Below are 22,250 nucleotides of genomic sequence, written 5' to 3'. Positions count from 1 at the left end.
CCGGGTCAGGCTTGCCTGACCTTTTTTTTGCCTGTTTCACCACTTCAGGAACCGGACCGTGACTAGCCTGGAAAAAACTATCGGCAATACGCCACTGATTAAGCTTCAGCGCCTGACGCCAGAAGGCAGCGAAATCTGGCTGAAGCTTGAAGGGAACAACCCTGGCGGATCGGTAAAGGATCGTGCCGCATTGTCGATGATCCATATGGCTGAGCTGCGCGGCGAACTGCATCCTGGTGACGTCCTGATCGAAGCAACCAGCGGTAATACCGGCATCGCGCTGGCCATGATCGCCGCAATGAAAGGCTATCGGCTTAAGCTACTGATGCCGGAAAACATGAGCATTGAACGACAGGCTGCGATGCGGGCTTACGGTGCCGATCTGATGCTGGTAAGTCGTGAAGTGGGCATGGAAGGCGCACGTGACCTCGCTCTGGAAATGGCGGCGCGCGGCGAAGGTAAAGTGCTCGATCAGTTTAATAACGTTGATAATCCGTTGGGGCACTACACCACGACCGGCCCTGAAATCTGGCAGCAATCTGCCGGACGGCTCACGCATTTCGTCTCCAGTATGGGCACTACCGGCACCATTACCGGCGTAGGACGCTATCTGAAAGAGCAGAACCAGAGCGTGCAAATTATCGGCCTGCAACCAGCAGAAGGCAGCAGTATTCCGGGCATTCGCCGCTGGCCACAGGCCTATCTGCCGGGCATTTATCGGCCGGAACTGGTCGATCGCGTGCTGGATATGGCCCAGTCTGAAGCCGAAGAGACAATGCGCTTGCTCGCCCGGCGTGAAGGTGTTTTCTGCGGCGTTAGCTCAGGCGGAGCCGTAGCAGGCGCGTTGCGCATCGCGCGTGAGCAGCCTGGCAGCATTATCGTGGCCATAATCTGCGACCGTGGCGATCGGTATCTTTCAACGGGCGTCTACCAGTAATAACCAGACTGATGCACTGTAGCAACGCGTAGTGCGCGACAGTGCAACAGCAATTCTGACCGCTCCTGCGCTATCCCCTTTCTGCTCGCCATTGTCCTGATAAAGCCCACTTTCCTTACCCGGCTGTTACACTGTAAGGATTGGGTAAATCCTGCTGCTATTGTTGCAACAACAGGTGAAAATAGCGCCTGGCCTACTGAGAGATGACGCATGAAAATTTTACTGGTGGATGACGATCTTGAACTGGGTACGATGCTCAGCCAGTATCTGATTGCCGAAGGATTTGATGCCACGCTGGTACTAAGCGGCAAGGCAGGAATTGAAGGCGCAATGTCAGGTGAATACAGCGCAATGATTTTGGATATTATGCTGCCGGACATGAGCGGGATTGATGTATTGCGTCAGGTTCGGCAGCTTTGCCGACTTCCGGTCATTATGCTGACGGCGAAAGGCGATAACATCGATCGGGTGATTGGACTGGAAATGGGGGCGGATGATTACGTGCCCAAGCCTTGTTATCCGCGTGAGCTGGTTGCACGTTTGCGTGCCGTCCTGCGTCGCGTGGAAGAGCAGCCGATAGTGGTTGAAAACAAAGAAGTGGCAAGCTGGGGCGAGCTAACGCTCAATCCCGCCACGCGCATCAGTGAATGGCAAAAGAAGCCGTTTGATTTGACCGCCTCAGAATTTAATCTGCTGGATCTGTTGCTGCGTTCACCCGATCGGGTTGTCTCAAAAGATGAGCTGTCTGAAAAAGGGCTGGGCCGTCCTCGCGAAGCTTACGATCGCAGCGTCGATGTGCATATCAGCAATATCCGTCAGAAGCTGTCAGCGTTGACCAATGACACTGTCACCATCGAAACCGTTCGCAGCATTGGCTATCGTATCCGATGAAAGCAGGCATTCGCGGGCTGCTTTTCTGGAAAATTCTGCTGGGCTTCTGGCTGACCTTTCTGATTATGAGCCAGCTGCTGTGGCTGAGCTTCAGCCTGTACGATAAAAAACACGAGCCTCCGGAAAATCTGGCGGCGCGTCGCATCGTTAACCTGCAAATGACGTCAGCGGTATCCGTGCTTCAGCGTGGCGGAATGGATGCGCTGAACGATATGATGGCGGACTGGTCGGACAACGACCGTCGGTTCTTCTCCGTACAGCTCATGTCTAAAGCACCGCAGGAACTGCCGCGTGGCGATCTTAACCGTGATTTACGTCCCGGTGATTTCCCCAAAGAGGTGATTGAGTGGGTGACGGGTGCAGACGGGCAGCAGTATCAGCTGCGCTATAACGTGCAGGGCTTACGGGAAGATAGCGACATAACCGGCCATCATCGTAATTTCCTGAATATCCCGGAACCGATGCTGTTTATGGCCGGTGGCGGCGGGTTACTGTTTAGCCTCTTTCTGGCCTGGAATCTGACGAGGCCGATGCGTCAGCTGCGTGCCGGCTTTGAACGCGTCTCAAAAGGCGATCTTTCGGTGCGTTTGTTTCCGAAAATGCGTCGCCGTCATGATGAGCTGTCTACGGTGGCACAGGATTTTGATGCCATGGTGGAACGTCTTTCCGTGCTGGTAAAGGCGAGGGAAGAGCTGCTGCACGATGTTTCTCATGAATTGCGCTCGCCGCTGGCACGGTTACAGCTGGCTACCGGCCTGGCACGTCAAACGCCGGAATCCGTCGGGCAGTCTTTAGATCGTATTGACGAAGAAGCCCGGCGGCTGGACAAAATGATCGGTGAGCTGCTGACCTTGTCGCGCACTGAGCATCAGAGCGTGCCTGAGGAGCAGTATTTCGATCTGCTTGGTTTGTTGGAAGCGGTCGCGAATGATGCGCGTTACGAAGCGCAGATACCGGGCGTGGAAATTCTGCTCTACGCCGATCGGAACAGCGATTATACGGTGAAAGGCGATGCCAAGCTGATCCGTTCCGCTGTGGAAAACGTCGTGCGCAATGCACTACGGTTTTCGATGCAGGGCCAGCAGGTCAAAATCAATCTTCGTCAGAATAATGACTGGCTGACCATTACGGTTAGCGATCAGGGGCCTGGCGTCGATGCCGACAAGCTTTCCAGTATTTTCGATCCTTTTGTCCGGGTCAATTCGCCGCTTTCCGGTAAGGGATACGGGCTGGGACTGTCTATTGTCCGTAAAGTCCTGTTAGCGCATCAGGGTGAAGTCAGTGCGGTAAACGGTAAGGATGGCGGACTTGAGCTAACTCTCAAACTTCCACATTGGCTAGTTTAAATGTGTGCGCCAGTGCTATGATTCTTACCGGAAAAACGTAACGCTGGAGGGCAGGGGATGAGGAAGGCTGTTCCGGGTAAGCAGCAGGAAGTGCAGCGTATCGTTGAAGCTTTATCGAGCGCTATCGCCCAGCACAGACTGAAGCCGGGAATGCGACTGGTCGAAGCGCAAATCGTCGAGGTGCTGAACGCCAACCGTAATCATGTGCAGGCGGCGTTACAGCGTATGGTATTGCAGCATATTGTCACCATTGAGCCTCACCGTGGAGCGATGGTTGCACGTCCTGAAGCGCGTGAGGCCGTGGAAGTGTTTATCGCCCGCCGCGCGATTGAAAGCGCGGTAATCGACAACATCACCCCGGCAAAAATGGCTGCTCATCAACAAGAACTGGCGCAACAGCAGCAGGCGGAAAAAGAGGCGATAGCGCACAACGAGCGTCTTGAAATCGTCCATCAGCTTTCCCGCTTTCATTTGCTGTTGGCAAAAATCAGCGGTAATCAGGTACTCAATGAAATCCTCGCTAATTTGCTGGTACGCAGCTCGCTGATTGTGGCGCTGTATCAAAGCAACGAAAATCACGCCTGTCAGTGCCTTGAGCATGGCAAAATCGTTGCTGCCTTGCAGAGCGGCGACGGTGCCAGCGCGCAGATGGCGATGAAAGAACATCTGGATATTCTTGAACAGCAGCTCGATCTGAATGACGCCACGCCCGATCCGGTAAACCTGCGCGAAGCGTTAGCTGTCGGCCATTGAATTCACCGCAAAAAAAAGCCTCCTGACTGCTCAGGAGGCTTTAGTCGGGACGCCTGACCGATTACTTCCTGATGCGGATCACCGGGGTTTCGCCCACGGTTACGCTACCAGTCAGTTTAACCAGCTCTTTAATCTCATCCATATTAGAGATAACGACCGGCGTTAACGTGGATTTCGCTTTTTCTTCCAGCAGCGGCAGGTCGAACTCAATAACGACGTCGCCTTTCTTCACTTTCTGGCCTTCTTCAGCGATACGTTTAAAACCTTCGCCTTTCAGTTCAACCGTATCAATACCGAAGTGGACAAACAGCTCAATGCCGTTGTCTGATTCGATAGAGAACGCATGATTGGTTTCGAAAATCTTTCCGATGGTGCCGTCAACCGGCGCTACCATTTTATTGCCAGTAGGTTTAATAGCGATACCGTCGCCAACAATTTTCTCTGCGAACACCACGTCTGGAACGTCTTCGATATTGACGATTTCGCCAGACAGCGGCGCTACGATCTCAATGGCTCCAGATGCGGTATCTGACTTATCGCCAAAAAGTTTTGAAAACAAACCCATGATCTTCTCCTAAGCAGTAATATTTGGCCAGCGTCTCGCGGGTAATCAGCAGAGTGTTTTTTCTTCAATGAACTTGTTGACCAGGTTCATTAACTCTTCCGCTGTCGGTTGAGCCAGAGCCTGCTCTGCTAACGCCTTCGCATCTTCAAAATTCGTGTTACGGATAATTTTTTTGATGCGCGGGATAGAAATGGCACTCATGCTGAACTCGTCCAGCCCCATTCCCAGTAACAGTAGTGTAGCACGTTCATCGCCAGCCAGCTCACCACACATCCCAGTCCATTTGCCTTCAGCGTGAGATGCATCAATAACTTGCTTGATAAGCGTCAGCACGGAAGGGGTCATTGGGTTGTATAAATGAGAAATCAGGTCATTGCCCCGATCGACCGCCAGGGTGTACTGCGTCAGATCGTTGGTACCAATGCTGAAGAAATCGACTTCTTTGGCCAAATGATGAGCAATCGCGGCAGAAGCAGGTGTTTCCACCATGATACCGACTTCAATGCTTTCATCAAAAGCTTTGCCTTCGGTACGCAGCTGCGCTTTTAACGTTTCCAGCTCGGCTTTCAGCGTACGAACTTCTTCAACAGAGATAATCATTGGGAACATGATGCGCAGCTTGCCGAAGGCGGAAGCACGCAGAATGGCGCGCAGCTGAGCATGCAGAATTTCCGGACGATCCATGGCGATGCGGATTGCACGCCAGCCCAGGAACGGGTTGTCTTCTTTTGGCAGATTCATATAAGGCAGATCTTTATCGCCGCCGATATCCATCGTACGCACGATAACTGCCTGAGATCCCATCGCCTCTGCGACGGCTTTATAAGCCTGGAACTGCTCTTCTTCGCTGGGCAGAGAGTCACGATCCATGAACAAGAATTCGGTACGATACAGGCCGACACCTTCTGCACCGTTGCGCTCAGCACCCGCGACGTCGCGTACGGTACCGATGTTAGCGCACACTTCAACCTGATGACCATCCAGAGTGATTGCGGGCAAATCTTTCAGCTTGGCGAGGTCATTTTTCTCAGTAACATACTGATTATGAATTGCTTTTAGCTCATCAATCTGCTCTGGTGTTGGATTAACATAAACATTGTTGTTAACGCCATCGAGAATCAGATAATCGCCATTCTGAATTTGTGAAGTGACAGAACCGGTGCCGACAATGGCTGGCAGTTCGAGAGAACGCGCCATAATGGAGGTGTGGGAGGTGCGGCCACCCAAATCGGTGATGAAGCCCAGCACTTTGTTCAGATTCAGCTGTGCGGTTTCTGAAGGCGTTAAATCTTTCGCTACCAGCAGAACTTCTTCTGAAATAGCGCTCAGATCGACGATGTGCAAGCCAAGGATGTTTTGCAGTAAACGCTTACCGATATCGCGAACGTCAGCCGCACGCTCTTTCAGATACTCATCGTCTAACTCTTCCAGTGCTTTCGCCTGGCCTTCAATGACGGAGTGCACCGCCGCGTCGGCAGAAGCCAGATCGTCTTTTATCAGGGCTATGATTTCCTGCTCAAGCTCTTCATCTTCCAGCAGCATGATATGCCCTTCGAAGATGGCTTCTTTCTCTTCGCCGAAGGTTTCACCGGCTTTGATTTTAATCGCTTCCAGCTGCGTGGCGGCTTTGCTGCGACCTTCAAGAAAACGCTGAACTTCCTGCTCAACCTGTTCGGTAGTAATTTTTTTCCGGTTGATGACTATTTCATCTTCTTTCAGCAGAAGCGCTTTGCCAAAAGCGATACCCGGTGATGCTAAAATGCCTGAAATCATAACCCTACCTTTTTGATAACTGATAATCGCGAGCGATCGATCCAGAAACTGTCGGCGCACTCTTGAGCCATTGGCAGATAACGCCCGCCTGGAGCTGTCGTCTGGCGGTTGAATACTTTACCGAAACAACATCGCGGACTAACTGTCCGCGATCAATATGTTTGCAGTAATGTACAAGCCGCGGAAGAAAAGCGACGGCTTATTCAAGTTCCGCCATCAGCTTAACCAGATGCTCTACGGCTTTCTGCTCGTCTTCACCCTCTGCCGACAGCGTCACAACGGTGCCCTGAGTCAGACCCAGTGTTTGCAGCTTGAACAGGCTTTTTGCGCTGGCAGACTTGCCGTTAGAGGTGACGGTGATTTCAGAGGCAAAGGCTTTTGCTTCTTTTACAAACTGAGCGGCAGGGCGAGTGTGCAGACCGTTTGGTGCAGTAATTGTGACTTCTTGCTGGAACATTCTGTTTCCCCAACTTAATTTGGTTTGGTGTTATCGGCATAAAGTCTAGCCTGGGACCGTGACTTTAGCCTGGGAGTCGCGCTGGCCTGCGTACAAAGACGCGCCAAAAAATGCGCTGCTAAGGAGCGGGTGGCGGCGGGGCTAAAATCAACGATTTTTGTCTCGCTTATCCCTTTCCCATTATGCCGCGATTCTTCCTGTTGCGCCAAACCGGTAAATCGATTCAGCCGCATCGAATCAGCACAGCGATTAATTTTGCGGTTCGAAATAATTGAAAGCTTAGATACCAGACACTCAAGGGTAAAAGCAATGTTGAGAATGGCAAAACTTTGACGTGCTCCACAAAAAAGCACCCCAAAGGATGCTTTTTTGCGCAATTGTCGGTGACAGAGATTACTGCTGCAGTTCTTTCTCGGTGAAGAGATCGGCAAACAGCGCGGTACTCAGGTAACGCTCACCGGAAGAAGGCAGGATCACGACAATATTCTTATTGGCGAACTCTTCCTCTTCCTGCAATTTCAGCGCTGCGGCAACCGCTGCGCCAGAGGAGATCCCGGCAAGGATACCTTCTTCTTCCATCAGACGACGTGCGGTCGAAATGGATTCTTCATTGGTGATAGCCACAACGCGGTCAATCAGATTCAGTTCGAGGTTACCCGGAATGAAACCGGCACCGATACCCTGAATTTTGTGTGGGCCTGGCTTGATCTCTTCGCCTGCCAGCGCCTGAGCGATAACCGGAGAATCAGTAGGCTCTACCGCAACCGCAATAAGGTCTTTTTTACCTTTCGTGTTTTTAATGTAGCGCGTCACGCCCGTCAGGGTGCCGCCCGTGCCTACACCGGCAATAAAGACATCCACTTCGCCATCGGTATCTTCCCAGATCTCTGGGCCGGTGGTTTTTTCGTGAATTTCCGGGTTAGCCGGGTTGCTGAACTGTTGTAGCAGCACAAATTTATCAGGATTGCCGGCAACGATCTCTTCCGCTTTGGTAATGGCACCTTTCATGCCTTTAGCGCCTTCGGTCAGGATCAGATTTGCACCCAGTGCTTTCAGCAGTTTACGGCGCTCTACGCTCATGGTTTCAGGCATGGTCAGCGTCAGTTTATAACCGCGAGCGGCAGCGACATAGGCCAGAGCAATGCCGGTGTTACCGCTGGTCGGTTCCACCAGTTCTACGCCGGGCTTGAGAATGCCTCGTTTTTCCGCGTCCCAAATCATATTGGCACCGATACGGCATTTGATGCTGAAGCTCGGGTTACGCGATTCCACTTTCGCCAAAATACGGCCATTACCGATGCGGTTCAGTCGAACCAGTGGCGTATGACCGATTGTTAACGAATTGTCTTCATAGATCTTACTCATAGCCCGTCCTTAACTGTATGAAATATTGGGAACAGCCTGGATCATACCCGCTTCATTTTTTCAAGGAAGTGAAGAAATAGTATATATATATGTTCTGTAGCAATAAGGACGTATGAAATGGCATAAGCCTTACCTGACGCGTCCCAACGCATTGCGATAGTGATCCACCCACATGGCGGTCGCGCCGCAGACAGCCACCGGCATAATGGCCAGGTTCAGCACGGGCACCATCGTAAACAGGCTGACCAGCGCGCCAAACTGCATCACATCCGTTTTATTCTGTTTGAGTGCGGAACGCATCTGTTTAAAGCTCACTTTGTGATTATCGAAAGGGTAATCGCAATACTGAATAGAGAGCATCCACGCACTGAACAAAAACCACAACACGGGCGCTACCGTTTGACCAAAACCTGGAATGAAATAGAGCAGGAACAGTAACAGCGCGCGCGGCAGATACCAGGCCAGTTTTTGCCATTCACGTTTCATTATACGCGGTATATCACGCACCATACCGGCCCAGCCGCTGTCGGGTAGCGGTTTTCCGGTCAGCTTTGCTTCCAGTTGCTCGGCGAGCAGCCCGCAAAACGGCGCGGCTATCCAGTTAGCCACCGTTGAAAAGAAATAGCTGAATACCAGCACGACAGAGATCACCGTCAGAGGCCAAAGCAAATAGCTGAGCCACTGAAGCCAGTCAGGCACATAAGCCATCATGGCAGGCAGCCAGTGTCCCAGTTGCAGGAATAGCCAGATAAACGCGCCGCCCATTAACAAAAAGTTGAGTACCAGAGGAACGATCACGAAACGGCGGATCCCGGGCAGGTTTATCAGTCGCCATCCCTGCGCAAAATAGTGAATTCCGTTACCGGAAACGTGAGTTCGTTGAAGGGCCATGTCCTGTTTTCCTCTGTTAGGCAGCCTGAGCCGGGCTATAATAACCCAGCTGCTTGCGCTGACCAGAGGGGTTTTGCGCGAAAAAACAGCAAATAAGCGTGTCTAAATACGCTTATTTGTCAGAAAATACTGTACAGACTTGCACTTGTGCAGCCGGGCAAATACAGTTAGGGGATAAAGTTTGCCGCGGTGGCAAGGTATTGGAACAACAGAGAATACAATGATGCAGGATTTGCGTCTGATATTAATCGTTGTTGGCGCGATCGCTATAATAGCGCTTCTGCTTCACGGCTTCTGGACCAGCCGTAAAGAGCGCTCTTCCGTTTTTCGCGATCGTCCTCACAAACGTTTAAAACAGGACAGAGAAGAGTCTTATGACGACGTCGATGACGGCGCTCAGGAAGTGCGCGCAAAACGTCCCCGTTCGCGCCAGGAAGACGATGAGCCCGCCGTAGGCGTTTTTGAGGAAAAGGCGCAGCCGCGTCCGGTTAAGCCTCGCGCTCAGCCTGAACCCGTTCGTCATCAGCAGCCGGTTGATGAGCAACCTGAACGCGATCCGCTCTTTGGCGGAGATTTGCCGTCTGAAGATGACTACGATGATGAACCCACTCTTGCACCGGCAACTCATCGGCAGCCTGAGCCGCAGCGTACGCCGTCACCACAGCGCCCGCCGCAGCCGGTTAGCCCACAGCCGGTGGTGAGTCAGGCTCCTCAGCCAGAACCCGTTGCAGAGCCTGAAGCGCCTGAGCCAGAACCCGTAGCGGAACCGGTGAAGCCTGAAGTAGCGACACCGGTACAGGAACGTCCAAAAGAGACCGTTCTGGTGCTGCACGTCAGCGCCCACGCAGGCGGTGAACTGAATGGTGAAGCCCTGTTGCAAGGTATGTTGCAGGCCGGTTTCCAGTTTGGCGAAATGAATATTTTCCATCGTCATCTCAGCCCGGCAGGCAGCGGCCCGGTACTGTTCAGCCTCGCCAATATGGTGAAACCGGGTTCTTTCAATCCCGACGAAATGGCTGATTTCACCACGCCGGGCGTATCTATCTTTATGATGGTGCCTTCTTACGGTGATGCGAATCAGAACTTCAAGCTGATGTTACAGTCGGCCCAGCGTATTGCCGATGATGTTGGCGGCGTGGTGCTGGATGATGAGCGTCGGATGATGACGCCGCAAAAGCTGGAAACGTATAAAAACCGCATTCGTGACGTGATTGAGGCGAACGCCTGATTCATTAATCTGCCTTAATCCTCGTATGACAAGACCCCCGCCCGTCGGGGGTTTTTTATCGCTATGGTGCCGCTATGGAATCCGTACAAGACAAAATTATTTCACTTCAAACCACGCTTCGCCATTACGAATACCAGTATCACGTCCTTGATGAGCCTGTTGTACCAGATGCTGAATATGATCGCCTGATGGGCGAGCTGCGCAAGCTGGAAGAGGCTCATCCTGACCTGATAACGCCAGATTCGCCGACTCAGCGTGTCGGGGCTGCACCGCTCAGCGCTTTTGAGCAGGTGCGTCATGAAGTGCCGATGCTCTCGCTGGATAATGCTTTTGATGAAGAGAGTTATCGGGCTTTCAACAAGCGCGTCCAGGATCGCCTCAAAAGCGTTGACGACATCACTTTCTGTTGTGAGCTTAAGCTGGATGGCCTGGCCGTAAGCTTATTGTACGAGAATGGCCTGCTGGTGCGTGCCGCTACGCGCGGCGATGGCACGACGGGTGAAAATATCACTGCCAACGTCAGAACCATTCGTGCTATCCCTCTGCGCCTTCATGGCGAGAACATTCCTGCACGCGTTGAGGTTCGTGGCGAAGTCTTTATGCCGCAAAACGGCTTTGAAGCACTAAACGAAGAGGCGCGCCGTACCGGAACTAAAGTCTTTGCTAATCCGCGTAATGCCGCTGCGGGATCGCTGCGCCAGCTTGATCCACGCATCACCGCAAAACGCCCGTTAACCTTCTTCTGCTACGGTTTAGCATTACTGGAAGGTGGCGAAATGCCGCGCAGCCACCTTGCGCGGTTACAGCAGTTTAAAGCCTGGGGATTACCGGTTAGCGATCGCATCCGGCTTTGTCATTCACCGGACGACGTATTGGCATTCTACCGTCAGGTCGAGCAGGATCGCGCCACGCTTGGGTTCGATATTGACGGTGTGGTCATCAAGGTCGATTCTCAGGATCTCCAGGAGCAGCTGGGCTTTGTTGCTCGCGCGCCTCGCTGGGCCGTCGCCTTTAAATTCCCCGCGCAGGAACAGATGACCAGGGTTCGTGATGTCGAATTCCAGGTAGGCCGTACCGGCGCTATTACGCCTGTGGCAAGGCTTGAACCTGTGCAGGTGGCTGGCGTGATGGTCAGCAACGCCACGCTGCATAATGCGGACGAGATCGATCGCCTTGGGCTGCGCATTGGCGATCGCGTGATTATCAGGCGTGCCGGTGATGTCATTCCGCAGGTGGTGGGTGTGGTTGAAGCCGATCGCCCCGCCGATGCCAGAGCGGTAGAATTCCCAACGCATTGTCCGGTGTGCGGCTCGGACGTTGAGCGTGTGGAAGGCGAAGTCGTTGCCCGCTGTACCGGCGGCTTAATTTGCGGCGCACAGCGTAAAGGCGCGCTGAAGCATTTTGTCTCTCGCCGCGCCATGGACGTTGACGGTATGGGCGATAAAATTATCGATCAGCTGGTGGAAAAGGAATACGTCAAAACCCCGGCCGATCTTTATCAGCTCACCGCAGGCAAGCTGACTGGTTTAGACCGTATGGGGCCGAAATCGGCGCAAAACGTCGTTAATGCGCTCGATAAATCACGTCATACCACGCTGGCACGCTTCCTGTATGCATTAGGCATTACCGAAGTTGGTGAAGCGACAGCCGCCAACCTGGCGGCGCATTTCGGCTCGCTGGAAAAAATTATGGCAGCCGATCTTGAGGCGTTAATCGCCGTGCAGGATGTCGGAACCGTGGTTGCCGCTCACGTTCGTAATTTTATGGATGAAGAGAGCAACCGTGAGGTTATTCGTCAGCTGATAGAAGAGGCCGGTATTAGCTGGCCGGCGGTTGCCGTGATTAAGGCTGAGGAGATCGACAGTCCTTTCGCCGGTAAAACGGTGGTGCTGACCGGTTCACTGACCCTACTGTCCCGCGATGAAGCTAAAGACCGGTTGACTGCGCTGGGTGCCAAAGTGAGTGGTAGCGTCTCGAAAAAAACCGATCTGGTTATTGCCGGTGAGGCCGCTGGCTCCAAGCTGGCGAAAGCGCAGGAACTGGGGATTGAAGTGATTGACGAAGCGGAGATGATTCGGCTCCTGGGTGACTAAATGGAAAAAGAACACCTGATCGAAATCGCGAATACGGCGATGCCTTTTGGAAAATACAGAGGGCGCATGCTGATCGATTTACCTGAACCCTATCTGCTGTGGTTTGCCCGTAAAGGCGAGTTCCCGGCCGGGCATCTGGGGGAGCTGATGCAGCTGACGTTAGCGATAAAAGTGGAAGGTCTGGAAGGTTTAGTGAAGCCTTTACGCAAAGACTAGAGACTGGCTGCAAACGCAACGCATCACATCAGTGATGCAAGGGGGAGCCTGGCTCCCCCTTACTGTTTATTTCTGCGATTCAACCACCGCTTTGCGCGGCGTGTTTTCTTGTTGCTGTTGGGCAATCAGCTTCTCACCGGCTCTTTTATAGCGCTGCGCCAGCATTGAGCAGACCATCAATTGTACCTGGTGAAAAATCATTAATGGCAGGACAATAATCCCGACCGCTGCGGAAGGGAACAGAATATTGGCCATCGGGACGCCGTTCGCCAGGCTTTTCTTCGAACCACAAAACAGGATAGTAATCTCATCCGGACGGTTAAACCCGAACAGGCGGGCCGCCAGGAGATTAATCGCCAGCGCCACAAACAGGATGCCCAGGCTACCCGCTACAATGTAAAGCAGCGTACCTGCGCCAACACGGTGCCAAATACCGTTTACCACCGCTTCACTGAACGCAGAGTAGACCACCAACAAAATGGAGGTCTGATCCGTTTTGCCAATCAGGCTACGATGCCTTTCAACCCAATCCGCAATCCAGCGACGTGAAATGTGCCCCAGAACGAAAGGCAGCAGCAGTTGCAGCATGATTTTACCAATCTGCTCCAGGTTGCCGCCGGCCGCATCGCTATGAACATTCATCACCAGCCCGACCAACAGTGGGGAGATAAAAACGCCGAGCAGGCTTGACGCTGAAGCGCTACAGACCGCTGCGGCAACGTTACCGCCGGCCAGGGAGGTCAGCGCAATAGAAGACTGTACGGTAGCAGGCAAAATGCAAAGATAAAGGAATCCGGTATAAATTTCAGCGCTGACCGGCAGCGGGTGCCACCAGACAAATAGCAGCCCAAGGAGCGGGAAAATAACGAAGGTGCTGCACATTACCCACAAATGCAGCCGCCAGTGGCCACCGCCAGCAATAATTTTTTCGCGGGAAAGCTTTGCGCCGTGCATAAAGAAAAGCAGGGCAATCGCCGCCGTTGTCAGCCATTCAAAAATTTCAACAAAATAACCGCGTGCAGGCAGAAAACTCGCCAGCAGTACGGTGACGATCAGTTTTACCATCAGCGGGTCAAGACGAAAAATACGCATTTGTTAACGCCCAGTTAAAAAAATCATGGCGCTATTGTGCGCCGCCGGGTTTTAGAAATAAAATTGATTTATTGAATGCATCTATGAGTAAAATCGATGAATTACACGCTACGGCAGCTGCGGGTGTTTGTTGCCGTTGCCCAACAGGGCAGTTTCAGTCAGGCAGGGCAGATGATTGGCCTTAGCCAGTCTGCGGTGAGCCACAGTATTAAAGAGCTGGAAACGGAAATGGGGATTCGGTTACTCGACCGCACCACCCGCGAAGTGCTTCTTACCGAGGCAGGCGAACAGCTTGCCAGCCGTCTGGAGCGCTTGCTTGAGGAACTGAATACAACCCTGCTCGATGTGCGCAGCTATGGTCAGCAGCGAAGCGGCACCGTGCGTGTTGCCGCCAGCCAAACCATTTCCGCGCATCTGATGCCACAGTGCCTGGCTGCCAGTCAGCTGCGCTTTCCTGATATCAAAATAATGCTGCGCGACCGACCCCAGCAATGGGTATTGCAGAGTATCCGCAACGCAGAGGTCGATTTTGGCATTGCTATTGGCCCGCTACAGGTTGATGACTTTGAGTGTGAGGCGATTCTGGACGAGCCTTTTTTACTGCTTTGCCGCCAGGACGATCCGCTGGCGGATCAACAAATGGTCCGTTGGGAAATGCTGAGTAATCGCCAGCTGGTGCTGCAAGATTACTCATCCGGCAGTCGTGTGCTGATTGACGAGGCGCTGCGGGCGCAACGGGTTGAGGCGGAAATCGTACAGGAAATTGGCCATCCGGCAACGCTTTACCCGATGGTAGAAGCAGGGATAGGCATCAGTATTCTGCCTGCGCTGGCATTGCCGCTGCCGCAGGGCAGGCCGCTGCTGGTCAGGCGTATAGAGCCAGAGATTAATCGCTCAATTATGCTGATAAGACGTAAAAACCGCTCGCTGACGCCAGCGGCTGAAGTTATCTGGCAGGAAGTGCGTCAGCAGGCGATCCTGCTGACGCAACAACGAGAACTCACGCCAGCGTTTTAGATATAAACGTTAAGCGAATTAGTTGAGGTCGGACGGTTAACACCATCTGCCGCTTTAGTCGCGGTTGTTTCTTTCTGGTCGTCTTTTTTATCTGCTGATTTCTCTGCCTGCTTCTGTTCCAGCTGAGCAATCTGCGCTTCAATCATTTGGATCTGGTTTTTAATCAGCTGTTCCTGCTGCGTTTTCTGCTCGTCGGTAAGGGTAGTGTCCTTATCGATGGTTTTCAGCTGAGTTTGCAGCGTGGTGATCTGCTTGTTCAGTGAGGCGATCTGCGAGCTGGAACCGCTGCCGGAGCTGCCGGAACCGATTGAAGTGGTGGTGCTGGTACTGATAGTCGTCATCGCTGTCTCCTTAGTGATAGGTCAATACGGTTATCGGTCAGCGATGACTGAGACTTGATGCGGAAAAGAGTAAAAGAAATGATAAGAATCCGTAAGCGAAGCGGTGGGTTGGGTGATTGCTGTGGCGCCAGACTCGTAATTTGATTTTGATTTTTAGACGATGCTACAAACGCAGAAAAGCAAAAAGGCGCCTTTAGGGCGCCTTTCTACATTGGTGGGTCGTGCAGGATTCGAACCTGCGACCAATTGATTAAAAGTCAACTGCTCTACCAACTGAGCTAACGACCCGAAGTGGTGGGTGATGACGGGCTCGAACCGCCGACCCCCTCCGTGTAAAGGAGATGCTCTACCAACTGAGCTAATCACCCACTTCGGTACTTCTCACAAAATGCATTCAGAATGGTGGGTGATGACGGGCTCGAACCGCCGACCCCCTCCGTGTAAAGGAGATGCTCTACCAACTGAGCTAATCACCCATCCTGAAGAATTCTGGTCTTACTTAACACTGCGGAGCCACCGTTTAGAGTGGTGGGTGATGACGGGCTCGAACCGCCGACCCCCTCCGTGTAAAGGAGATGCTCTACCAACTGAGCTAATCACCCCCGCTGTGTGGAGTCGCATTATAGGGATCGCGGGAAATGAGTCAACGGTTTTTCTGGCAAAAATGTTCGTTCGTCTTAAATTTAAACAGGATGTTGGGCTTTTGTGCAAAAACAACAGCCGCCTGTTGCCTTTTACAGCAAAGGCCGTGAGTAAGCAGGGGTTTGCCGTTGAGGAATCGTCTTCAGATGATAGAATGTTGCCCACTTTCTTTTGGTCTTTACCAGACCCCCCGGCGATGGCCGACTCTAATAGCGTAATAAGGCAGCTGTTAATGAAAATCAAAACCCGCTTCGCCCCAAGCCCAACTGGCTACCTGCACGTTGGCGGCGCTCGTACCGCACTCTATTCCTGGCTGTTTGCCCGCAATCAGGGCGGTGAATTTGTACTGCGTATCGAAGATACGGATCTGGAACGTTCAACGCAGCAGGCTATCGACGCGATTATGGATGGCATGAACTGGCTGAACCTCGACTGGGACGAAGGCCCGTATTATCAGACCAAACGTTTTGATCGTTATAACGCCGTTATCGACGAAATGCTGGACGCGGGTACAGCGTACAAATGCTACTGCTCCAAAGAACGTCTGGAAGCCTTGCGTGAATCGCAAATGGCGAACAATGAAAAACCTCGCTATGACGGCCGCTGCCGTGACAGCCACGAACATCATGCTGCTGATGAGCCTTGCGTCGTGCGTTTCCGCAACCCGCAGGAAGGATCGGTGATTTTTGACGACCAGATCCGTGGCCCAATCGAGTTCAGCAACCAGGAACTGGACGATCTGATCATTCGTCGTACCGATGGCGCCCCGACCTACAACTTCTGTGTCGTGATCGATGACTGGGATATGGAAATCACCCACGTTATCCGTGGCGAAGACCATATCAATAACACGCCGCGTCAGATTAATATCCTGAAAGCGATTGGTGCACAGGTTCCGGTCTATGCGCACGTTTCGATGATCCTCGGTGATGACGGTAAAAAGCTCTCCAAGCGTCACGGCGCGGTAGGCGTGATGCAGTATCGCGATGATGGCTACCTGCCTGAAGCGCTGCTGAACTATCTGGTGCGTCTGGGCTGGTCTCATGGCGATCAGGAAATTTTCAGCATTGAAGAAATGAAGCAGATGTTTGATCTCAATGCGGTCAGCAAATCGGCCAGCGCGTTCAATACTGAAAAATTGCAGTGGCTGAACCATCATTACATCACCACGCTGGCACCGGAATATGTCGCCACGCATCTGCAATGGCATATCGAGCAGGAAAACATCGACACCCGCACCGGGCCTGAACTGGCTCAGCTGGTTAAACTGCTGGGCGAACGCTGCAAAACGCTGAAAGAGATGGCGGCTTCCTGTCGCTATTTCTATGAGGATTTTGAAGAGTTCGATGCGGATGCCGCGAAAAAACATCTGCGTCCGGTCGCTCGCCAGCCGCTGGAGGTCGTGCGTGATAAGCTGGCCGCGGTTGCCGACTGGAGCGCGGAAAATGTGCATCAGGCGATTCAGGCAGCGGCAGACGAGCTGGAAGTGGGAATGGGTAAAGTCGGTATGCCGCTGCGTGTAGCGGTGACCGGTGCAGGTCAGTCGCCAGCGCTGGACGTGACGGTACAGGCTATTGGTCGCTCTCGCACCGTTGCGCGAATTGAAAAAGCGTTGGGCTACATTGCAGCCCGTGAAGCTCAGGCCTGACGTTAAGGCAGAAACAAGAAACCGGCCAGTTGGCCGGTTTTTTTTACGTCTCAGACTGAGAAATATCGAGTCGGAGCAGCATCCCCTGTATGCCTTCGCGTAACAATAGAGCGTAAAGCTTTTCTTGTTCTTCGCTGTTCATCTGTTGAAGAGACGTCATTAACAGTGCAGGGAGAGAGTTTTGGGTGACGCGGTAGGTGGCTGTCGGCTCAGCAACATGGCGGGTCGACTTGAGAAAGTTTCTGACATTCTCGTCAATATGGATCATTCGGGCTTTTCCGCCCTGAACACCGGGTTTCGGCACGGTAGTCCACTGTTCTTTCTTGACCCATTTATTAATCGTTTGACGACTAAAACCCGTTTCCTGCGCCAGTTCTTCCGGCGTTAACCATTCCTTTTTCATTATGCAATATCCTTTTTGCGTTTATATGTAACGAGGACATATTACAGGAATTTATTGTCTGAACAACTAACAGATAAGAGTTATCCGAAGCTGTTACTAAACGGGAGATTGAATTTGGGCGTTCCCTCTGCCTGCTGACAGAGGGAAACAGGCGATGGCCTTATACGGAAGCAGACTGAGTTTGTGGGCGATAAGCCATATAGTAGGCAAGACCAACAAAGACTGCGCCGCCAACGGTATTACCTAAAAATACCGCCGCAAAGTTTGGCAGATAGTCGGCCCAGCTCAGCTGGCCAGCAAAAATAGCCGCAGGAACAATAAACATATTTGCCACGACGTGCTGGAAACCAATGGCAACGAAAGCCATTACCGGGAACCACATACCGAAGATTTTACCGACCACATCTTTACTGGCAAAAGCCAGCCAGGTCGCCAGACAAACCAGCCAGTTACAGCCAATACCTGAAATAAACGCGTGCATAAAATCGGTATGGACTTTAGCTGTTGCTATCGCGACGGTCTTTTTCAGATAGTCGCCTTCCGTCATGCCCAGCAGATGACCAAAGAACCAGGCAACCGCAATACTGCCAATAAAGTTGGCGATGGTGACCCAGAACCAGTTACGAATTACGCCATATCCGCTTACTTTGCGGGCAAAGAAAGCAATTGGCATGGTCATCATATTGCCGGTAAGCAATTCACCGCCAGCCAGCACGGTGAGAATAATACCGACCGGGAACACGGCTGCGCCCAGCAGACCGCCAAATGAACCCCAGTCCGCAGGCAGTTGGTTAATGACGTGCAAATCCAGTAAAAAGCCGATGGCAATAAAAGCACCAGCTAAAAAACCCAGGATGAGCAGGTTAGCGACAGAAGAATGACTTTTGGCGATACCGGCCTGAATGGCGACCGCCGCGATTTCTTTAGGTGAATGCAAGGACATAGTGGCTCTGATTCTGGTGTAGTAAAGGAAGAATGGCTAAATCCACCGCAGCGGAAACGCGTGTATCCGGCGCGGGCAGGGGACTGGCCTTCGAAAACGCGAGAAGTTTTGCACGGGAAATTAACAAAAACAAGCGTAATAAAACGGGGTTTTAACGCTCTGTTTACAGGATTGGTTGGCACGTCTCGTGATTGCAGCCTGAACATCGATTAATTGCGTTCTGGGCATCATTTGATCGCCACCGTCGGTAGTATTGAGGAGGATTATGCTGCGGCTGTTGCTGTAAATATCATCACGGCACCGCTCTTCTGGCTTCTTTTTCAGCGATCAAACACAGATTGTGAATTTGCCGTTGACACCCCTTGCCTCGTTTCATATTATCCACGCCGTCAAGACGACAAAGGTTTTTCGGCTCGGGGGTATAGCTCAGCTGGGAGAGCGCTTGCATGGCATGCAAGAGGTCAGCGGTTCGATCCCGCTTATCTCCACCAAATCTTCACCAGACGATTTGGCCGCGAAAAACCGGTTTTTTGTTGTGGGGGTATAGCTCAGCTGGGAGAGCGCTTGCATGGCATGCAAGAGGTCAGCGGTTCGATCCCGCTTATCTCCACCAAATCCTTTCTTCTCTGCTCCAGCATTCCTTATTTTGATAATCATTGCGATTCACGCGCTGTTTTTCGTCGTACTTTCCTTTTATTGCTCAAAACTGCCTGTTTGCTGATGTGAATGCTAAATGCAGCCATCCTGCTAATACCGGACAGCCGCACCTTAGGCATCAAGCGTTAAATTCTTTGCTTTCAATCAGATAGTCGATCAGCGCGGTAAGCTTTTGCAGATCGGCATAAGCGATATTGTGGAACAGCGCAATCCGCAGCTGGTTGCGGCCCAATGCCCGATAGCCTTCAATACCGTGTACCAGTCCTTGCTCATCCAAAAAACGCGTTAATTTATCGACGGAAATTCGTTCGGCGACATCAATCGCGGCTACCGTAGTGGAACGGAATTCAGGATCGGTGACGTAAGCGGACAGATATGCTTTTTGCTCCGCCCACTGGTAGATCCATTCTGCTTTGGCTGCGGCCTGACGCTCGACCTCGGCAAATCCCAGCTGATTCATCCGCTGCGCCTGTCTGGCAAAGAGAAACAGCGTGACCACGGCTGGCGTATTGTAAGTTTGCTGCTGCTCGCTGTTGCTCAGCGCCAGACGCCAGTCGGCGAACACAGGAATATAGCGGTTACTGTCGGCGGCGATCTCGGCTACCCGTGCTTTGGCTTTGGGCGACAAAATAGCCACGAACAGTCCGCCTTCGCTGGCGAAAACTTTTTGTGGCGAGAAAAAGAACAGATCCACGCGTGATAAGTCACAGGCAATTTGTCCGGCACCGCTGGTGGCATCAACGGCCAGCAGGCACGCTTCACCCACTTCAGGCAAACGTGGATTCATGACACCTGTCGATGTTTCATTCAGCGTGCAGGCCACCACATCAACGTTTTCAGTAACAAACGTCTGATTGGCCTGACCATAATCTACCGCCACTTTCTGCGCTTCGATCCAGGGAATGCGATCGGAGGCTTTAAACCACTTATCGGAAAATTCGCCGCAAACGTGGTGAGCAATGCGCTTTCTGACCAGTCCCAGCCCAACCATATCGAACAGCGCCGTTGCGCCACCGTTACCCAATACGATGCTGTAATCATCCGGAACCGATAAAAAGGCCCTTAGATTTTGCTGAATGTCGCGGCACAAAGCCCGCACGGGTTCTTTACGATGGCTGGTTCCCAACAGATGCGGCCCGTACTCCTGCAAACGGGTCAGGTCATCGAGTTCAATCAGGGATGGGCCGCAACCGAAGCGGGGATCGGTCGGGATCAGGTGTTCCGGGATGGTTATTACCACGCGCTGTTCCTCTCTGTGGCGGCCCTGTCAGAGCGGGCGGCCGGGCTAACGGATTGATAACTGATTAAAAAATAATATAAACCTGTTTAAACCACGGGTGTTAATTATTTGTTTTATCGTTCAACCGAACGCCCTTCACGCAAAAATCCTGATCGGCAGAAAAACGGCCGTCAGGACTTAGCGTAAGACGGGTACAGGCTTTAGCCGGTCAGCAATCGCCATCAGCGTCCTGCCAGCGTTGGCCTGATGGCATATTTGCCATCGCCCATTAGCGCAAGCGTGATCAAACCGATAATCCAGAACGCGGGAAACTCCCAGCCGCCGTTGGTATCGGTAAAGAAAAACCCTGCCGGGCCGTGAACGGTAGCGATGGCACCCAGCAGCACCGGGATCAGCACAACGGCGACAATGCGCGTCCAGGCCCCGAGGATCAGGGCGATACCGCCGATCAGCTCAACGGCCATGATCGGATAAGCGAGGCCGCCGGGCAGTCCCAGCGAAGCAAAAAATTTGGCGGTGCCAGCGGGTGTAAAGACAAAGAATTTCAGGCCGAAGTGGGCGAGAAACAGAATGCCTGACGAGATACGCAGTATCAAAGCAGCAAAGGGTGCAGTACGGTTGTCGGTCATGATGATTTCCTCTCAGTCAGTTGATGAAAGGAAGATAACTTATTTCCAGAATGATGATTATCCGCTTATTTAGCGCAAGATTTGTTCCTGAATGGAAATGGTCACCAGCCTTTTTCCCACTCAGGCTGACCCGCGAAATTTTCAATCAGAAAGTCGATAAAGGTGCGGGATTTGTGCGCAAGATATTTTGCCGGAGGATAGACGGCAAACAGGCCCAGTGGCGGCAAGGCAAAATCTTCCAACACCGGCACCACCGATTTTTGTCTTAGCGCCTCACTGGCGACAAAGGTCGGAACGCGGGCGATGCCAAGGCCGCCAGCGGCCGCTTCAAGACAAACTTCCGCATTCGAAAATTTCAGCCGTGCGTTCACCGGCAGTGGCAACACTTGTTCATCCTGCTGGAAAGCCCAGCGGAAAGGGTCACGAAAGTTGGTATCAATAATGCAGTCATGCTCTGCCAGCGCCTGCAAGTGTTCAGGTATGCCTTTTTGCGCCAGATAGTGCGGCGAGGCGACGGTCAGAATATGGATATCGCAAAGCTTTCTCGCTATCAGACTGCTGTCAGCCAGGTTACCAATGCGCAGCGCCAGATCAAAACCTTCATCCACCACGTTGACCACGCGGTCGGCAAAACTGACGTCAATTTCAATGTCGGGATAGCGTCGGGCAAAGGCGATCAGTGGCTGCGTCAGCTGCCGGGTGCCAAACGTCACCGGCACGGAAATGCGTATCCGTCCTGCTGGCGACGCGGAACTGTTACGAATAGCATCATTCAGCGCATCATATTCGGCGACCACCGTTCGGATTTTATCGTAATAGGCAATGCCAGGATCGGTAGCGGTCAGCGCGCGAGTGCTGCGACGAAACAGCTGCACACCTAACTCATTCTCAAGGCGAGAAACGAGTTTGGAAGCCTGACCATGACTGGTGCCGATGCGTTTAGCGGCGGCGGTGAAGCTCCCTGTTTCCATTACGGCGATAAACATTCTTTCGCAGTCCAGTCTTTCCACCGGGCCTCCTGTTGGCAGAGGGGAAATAAATTATTATTCAGGCAACCATTTTTAACATAGCAATGCCGTTAACACGACGGCGAAGTGTGACATGATTGCACGGGCTGATAAGG

General features: G+C 52.5%; 21 protein-coding genes and 6 tRNA genes. 11 read left to right on the top strand and 16 right to left on the bottom strand.

All coding sequences use genetic code 11. The features are described 5' to 3' along the window. The first annotated feature begins 58 nt into the window (after nucleotides 1–58). From cysM to AAGQ96_RS15515, 4 genes are all read left to right on the top strand, one after another. Entirely contained in the window at nucleotides 59–937 is an 879-nt protein-coding gene (cysM, locus tag AAGQ96_RS15530) for a cysteine synthase CysM (protein ID WP_147199118.1), read from the top strand. Nucleotides 938–1,147: 210 nt separating this feature from the next. After that, nucleotides 1,148–1,828, top strand: coding sequence for a response regulator transcription factor (locus tag AAGQ96_RS15525; protein WP_147199117.1), 681 nt, complete (start codon nucleotides 1,148–1,150; stop codon nucleotides 1,826–1,828). Further along, nucleotides 1,825–3,174: an ATP-binding protein gene (locus AAGQ96_RS15520; protein ID WP_342753996.1), complete on the top strand. Its 1,350-nt coding sequence runs from the start codon at nucleotides 1,825–1,827 to the stop codon at nucleotides 3,172–3,174. Before AAGQ96_RS15525 ends, AAGQ96_RS15520 begins: the two co-directional genes overlap by 4 nt. 57 nt (nucleotides 3,175–3,231) lie before the next feature. Beyond that, nucleotides 3,232–3,927: a GntR family transcriptional regulator gene (locus tag AAGQ96_RS15515; RefSeq protein WP_147199115.1), complete on the top strand. Its 696-nt coding sequence runs from the start codon at nucleotides 3,232–3,234 to the stop codon at nucleotides 3,925–3,927. Nucleotides 3,928–3,988: 61 nt separating this feature from the next. Here AAGQ96_RS15515 and crr read toward each other — a convergent pair whose 3' ends face one another. The 5 genes from crr to cysZ form a co-directional block, all read right to left on the bottom strand. Next, entirely contained in the window at nucleotides 3,989–4,492 is a 504-nt protein-coding gene (gene crr, locus AAGQ96_RS15510) for a PTS glucose transporter subunit IIA (protein ID WP_147199114.1), read from the bottom strand. 45 nt (nucleotides 4,493–4,537) lie between these two features. Continuing rightward, on the bottom strand, nucleotides 4,538–6,265 hold the full coding sequence (ptsI, locus tag AAGQ96_RS15505; RefSeq protein ID WP_147199113.1) for a phosphoenolpyruvate-protein phosphotransferase PtsI: 1,728 nt from the start codon (nucleotides 6,263–6,265) through the stop codon (nucleotides 4,538–4,540). Between the two features lie 199 nt (nucleotides 6,266–6,464). Then, complete coding sequence (gene ptsH / locus AAGQ96_RS15500; RefSeq protein WP_034916267.1) at nucleotides 6,465–6,722, bottom strand: phosphocarrier protein Hpr; 258 nt, start codon at nucleotides 6,720–6,722, stop codon at nucleotides 6,465–6,467. A gap of 393 nt (nucleotides 6,723–7,115) precedes the next feature. Continuing rightward, the gene (gene cysK, locus AAGQ96_RS15495; protein ID WP_342753995.1) at nucleotides 7,116–8,087 is read right to left on the bottom strand and encodes a cysteine synthase A; all 972 of its coding nucleotides are present in this window, start codon (nucleotides 8,085–8,087) and stop codon (nucleotides 7,116–7,118) included. Nucleotides 8,088–8,216: 129 nt separating this feature from the next. Further along, nucleotides 8,217–8,978, bottom strand: coding sequence for a sulfate transporter CysZ (gene cysZ, locus AAGQ96_RS15490; RefSeq protein ID WP_147199111.1), 762 nt, complete (start codon nucleotides 8,976–8,978; stop codon nucleotides 8,217–8,219). A gap of 220 nt (nucleotides 8,979–9,198) precedes the next feature. Here cysZ and zipA point away from each other — a divergent pair, with 220 nt between their 5' ends. The 3 genes from zipA to AAGQ96_RS15475 all read left to right on the top strand — a co-directional run bounded on the left by zipA (nucleotide 9,199) and on the right by AAGQ96_RS15475 (nucleotide 12,515). Then, a complete protein-coding gene (gene zipA / locus AAGQ96_RS15485) occupies nucleotides 9,199–10,206 on the top strand; it encodes a cell division protein ZipA (RefSeq protein ID WP_147199110.1) in 1,008 nt (335 codons plus the stop codon). 74 nt (nucleotides 10,207–10,280) lie between these two features. Then, a complete protein-coding gene (gene ligA / locus AAGQ96_RS15480) occupies nucleotides 10,281–12,299 on the top strand; it encodes an NAD-dependent DNA ligase LigA (RefSeq protein ID WP_342753994.1) in 2,019 nt (672 codons plus the stop codon). After that, complete coding sequence (locus tag AAGQ96_RS15475) at nucleotides 12,300–12,515, top strand: DUF3820 family protein (RefSeq protein ID WP_147199108.1); 216 nt, start codon at nucleotides 12,300–12,302, stop codon at nucleotides 12,513–12,515. Between the two features lie 66 nt (nucleotides 12,516–12,581). Here AAGQ96_RS15475 and AAGQ96_RS15470 read toward each other — a convergent pair whose 3' ends face one another. Further along, nucleotides 12,582–13,607 carry a bile acid:sodium symporter family protein gene (locus AAGQ96_RS15470; RefSeq protein ID WP_147199107.1) on the bottom strand — a complete coding sequence of 342 codons (1,026 nt, stop codon included), beginning with the start codon at nucleotides 13,605–13,607 and terminating at the stop codon, nucleotides 12,582–12,584. A 96-nt stretch (nucleotides 13,608–13,703) separates the two neighbouring features. Between AAGQ96_RS15470 and AAGQ96_RS15465 the strand changes: the two genes are divergently transcribed. Next, nucleotides 13,704–14,624 (top strand): LysR family transcriptional regulator, encoded by a 921-nt coding sequence (locus AAGQ96_RS15465; RefSeq protein WP_342753993.1) that lies wholly within the window; start codon nucleotides 13,704–13,706, stop codon nucleotides 14,622–14,624. Here AAGQ96_RS15465 and AAGQ96_RS15460 read toward each other — a convergent pair. The 5 genes from AAGQ96_RS15460 to AAGQ96_RS15440 all read right to left on the bottom strand — a co-directional run bounded on the left by AAGQ96_RS15460 (nucleotide 14,621) and on the right by AAGQ96_RS15440 (nucleotide 15,567). Then, nucleotides 14,621–14,965: a FlxA-like family protein gene (locus AAGQ96_RS15460; protein ID WP_147199105.1), complete on the bottom strand. Its 345-nt coding sequence runs from the start codon at nucleotides 14,963–14,965 to the stop codon at nucleotides 14,621–14,623. The two genes, AAGQ96_RS15465 and AAGQ96_RS15460, sit on opposite strands and share 4 nt — an antisense overlap. A 212-nt stretch (nucleotides 14,966–15,177) precedes the next feature. After that, nucleotides 15,178–15,253 (bottom strand) — tRNA-Lys (locus AAGQ96_RS15455). A 4-nt stretch (nucleotides 15,254–15,257) separates the two neighbouring features. Next, a tRNA-Val gene (locus AAGQ96_RS15450) sits at nucleotides 15,258–15,333 on the bottom strand. Nucleotides 15,334–15,365: 32 nt separating this feature from the next. After that, nucleotides 15,366–15,441: transfer RNA gene (locus AAGQ96_RS15445), tRNA-Val, on the bottom strand. A 50-nt stretch (nucleotides 15,442–15,491) separates the two neighbouring features. After that, a tRNA-Val gene (locus AAGQ96_RS15440) sits at nucleotides 15,492–15,567 on the bottom strand. A 272-nt stretch (nucleotides 15,568–15,839) separates the two neighbouring features. On the opposite strand from AAGQ96_RS15440, the gene gltX reads away from it, so the two are divergent. After that, a complete protein-coding gene (gene gltX / locus AAGQ96_RS15435; protein ID WP_342753992.1) occupies nucleotides 15,840–17,255 on the top strand; it encodes a glutamate--tRNA ligase in 1,416 nt (471 codons plus the stop codon). Nucleotides 17,256–17,298: 43 nt separating this feature from the next. Here gltX and AAGQ96_RS15430 read toward each other — a convergent pair whose 3' ends face one another. Together AAGQ96_RS15430 and AAGQ96_RS15425 are read right to left on the bottom strand one after the other, a co-directional pair. Next, nucleotides 17,299–17,658 carry a YfeC-like transcriptional regulator gene (locus tag AAGQ96_RS15430; RefSeq protein ID WP_147199103.1) on the bottom strand — a complete coding sequence of 120 codons (360 nt, stop codon included), beginning with the start codon at nucleotides 17,656–17,658 and terminating at the stop codon, nucleotides 17,299–17,301. A 160-nt stretch (nucleotides 17,659–17,818) separates the two neighbouring features. Then, nucleotides 17,819–18,601: a formate/nitrite transporter family protein gene (locus tag AAGQ96_RS15425; RefSeq protein ID WP_147199102.1), complete on the bottom strand. Its 783-nt coding sequence runs from the start codon at nucleotides 18,599–18,601 to the stop codon at nucleotides 17,819–17,821. Nucleotides 18,602–19,016: 415 nt separating this feature from the next. On the opposite strand from AAGQ96_RS15425, the gene AAGQ96_RS15420 reads away from it, so the two are divergent. Both AAGQ96_RS15420 and AAGQ96_RS15415 read left to right on the top strand, forming a co-directional pair. Continuing rightward, nucleotides 19,017–19,092: transfer RNA gene (locus AAGQ96_RS15420), tRNA-Ala, on the top strand. 46 nt (nucleotides 19,093–19,138) lie between these two features. After that, a tRNA-Ala gene (locus AAGQ96_RS15415) sits at nucleotides 19,139–19,214 on the top strand. Nucleotides 19,215–19,376: 162 nt separating this feature from the next. On the opposite strand, the gene AAGQ96_RS15410 is transcribed toward AAGQ96_RS15415, so the two are convergent. The 3 genes from AAGQ96_RS15410 to AAGQ96_RS15400 all read right to left on the bottom strand — a co-directional run bounded on the left by AAGQ96_RS15410 (nucleotide 19,377) and on the right by AAGQ96_RS15400 (nucleotide 22,137). Next, complete coding sequence (locus AAGQ96_RS15410) at nucleotides 19,377–20,498, bottom strand: aminotransferase class V-fold PLP-dependent enzyme (RefSeq protein WP_147199101.1); 1,122 nt, start codon at nucleotides 20,496–20,498, stop codon at nucleotides 19,377–19,379. Nucleotides 20,499–20,719: 221 nt separating this feature from the next. Beyond that, the gene (locus tag AAGQ96_RS15405) at nucleotides 20,720–21,127 is read right to left on the bottom strand and encodes a DoxX family protein (RefSeq protein ID WP_147199100.1); all 408 of its coding nucleotides are present in this window, start codon (nucleotides 21,125–21,127) and stop codon (nucleotides 20,720–20,722) included. A gap of 101 nt (nucleotides 21,128–21,228) precedes the next feature. Then, nucleotides 21,229–22,137, bottom strand: coding sequence for a LysR family transcriptional regulator (locus tag AAGQ96_RS15400; RefSeq protein WP_342753991.1), 909 nt, complete (start codon nucleotides 22,135–22,137; stop codon nucleotides 21,229–21,231). Nucleotides 22,138–22,250: the final 113 nt, after the last annotated feature.

Source organism: Pantoea sp. MBD-2R (genome assembly GCF_039134845.1).
Classification (GTDB): domain Bacteria; phylum Pseudomonadota; class Gammaproteobacteria; order Enterobacterales; family Enterobacteriaceae; genus Erwinia.
This window is presented reverse-complemented; position numbering and strand designations above follow the sequence as displayed.

Bases quoted from the DNA above. Each gene is read 5' to 3' on its own strand.
- AAGQ96_RS15525 (WP_147199117.1), top strand. From the start codon at position 1,148: ATGAAAATTTTACTGGTGGATGACGATCTTGAACTGGGTACGATGCTC.
- AAGQ96_RS15520 (WP_342753996.1), top strand. From the start codon at position 1,825: ATGAAAGCAGGCATTCGCGGGCTGCTTTTCTGGAAAATTCTGCTGGGC.
- AAGQ96_RS15515 (WP_147199115.1), top strand. From the start codon at position 3,232: ATGAGGAAGGCTGTTCCGGGTAAGCAGCAGGAAGTGCAGCGTATCGTT.
- crr (WP_147199114.1), bottom strand. From the start codon at position 4,492: ATGGGTTTGTTTTCAAAACTTTTTGGCGATAAGTCAGATACCGCATCT.
- ptsI (WP_147199113.1), bottom strand. From the start codon at position 6,265: ATGATTTCAGGCATTTTAGCATCACCGGGTATCGCTTTTGGCAAAGCG.
- ptsH (WP_034916267.1), bottom strand. From the start codon at position 6,722: ATGTTCCAGCAAGAAGTCACAATTACTGCACCAAACGGTCTGCACACT.
- cysK (WP_342753995.1), bottom strand. From the start codon at position 8,087: ATGAGTAAGATCTATGAAGACAATTCGTTAACAATCGGTCATACGCCA.
- cysZ (WP_147199111.1), bottom strand. From the start codon at position 8,978: ATGGCCCTTCAACGAACTCACGTTTCCGGTAACGGAATTCACTATTTT.
- zipA (WP_147199110.1), top strand. From the start codon at position 9,199: ATGATGCAGGATTTGCGTCTGATATTAATCGTTGTTGGCGCGATCGCT.
- ligA (WP_342753994.1), top strand. From the start codon at position 10,281: ATGGAATCCGTACAAGACAAAATTATTTCACTTCAAACCACGCTTCGC.
- AAGQ96_RS15475 (WP_147199108.1), top strand. From the start codon at position 12,300: ATGGAAAAAGAACACCTGATCGAAATCGCGAATACGGCGATGCCTTTT.
- AAGQ96_RS15470 (WP_147199107.1), bottom strand. From the start codon at position 13,607: ATGCGTATTTTTCGTCTTGACCCGCTGATGGTAAAACTGATCGTCACC.
- AAGQ96_RS15465 (WP_342753993.1), top strand. From the start codon at position 13,704: ATGAATTACACGCTACGGCAGCTGCGGGTGTTTGTTGCCGTTGCCCAA.
- AAGQ96_RS15460 (WP_147199105.1), bottom strand. From the start codon at position 14,965: ATGACGACTATCAGTACCAGCACCACCACTTCAATCGGTTCCGGCAGC.
- gltX (WP_342753992.1), top strand. From the start codon at position 15,840: ATGAAAATCAAAACCCGCTTCGCCCCAAGCCCAACTGGCTACCTGCAC.
- AAGQ96_RS15430 (WP_147199103.1), bottom strand. From the start codon at position 17,658: ATGAAAAAGGAATGGTTAACGCCGGAAGAACTGGCGCAGGAAACGGGT.
- AAGQ96_RS15425 (WP_147199102.1), bottom strand. From the start codon at position 18,601: ATGTCCTTGCATTCACCTAAAGAAATCGCGGCGGTCGCCATTCAGGCC.
- AAGQ96_RS15405 (WP_147199100.1), bottom strand. From the start codon at position 21,127: ATGACCGACAACCGTACTGCACCCTTTGCTGCTTTGATACTGCGTATC.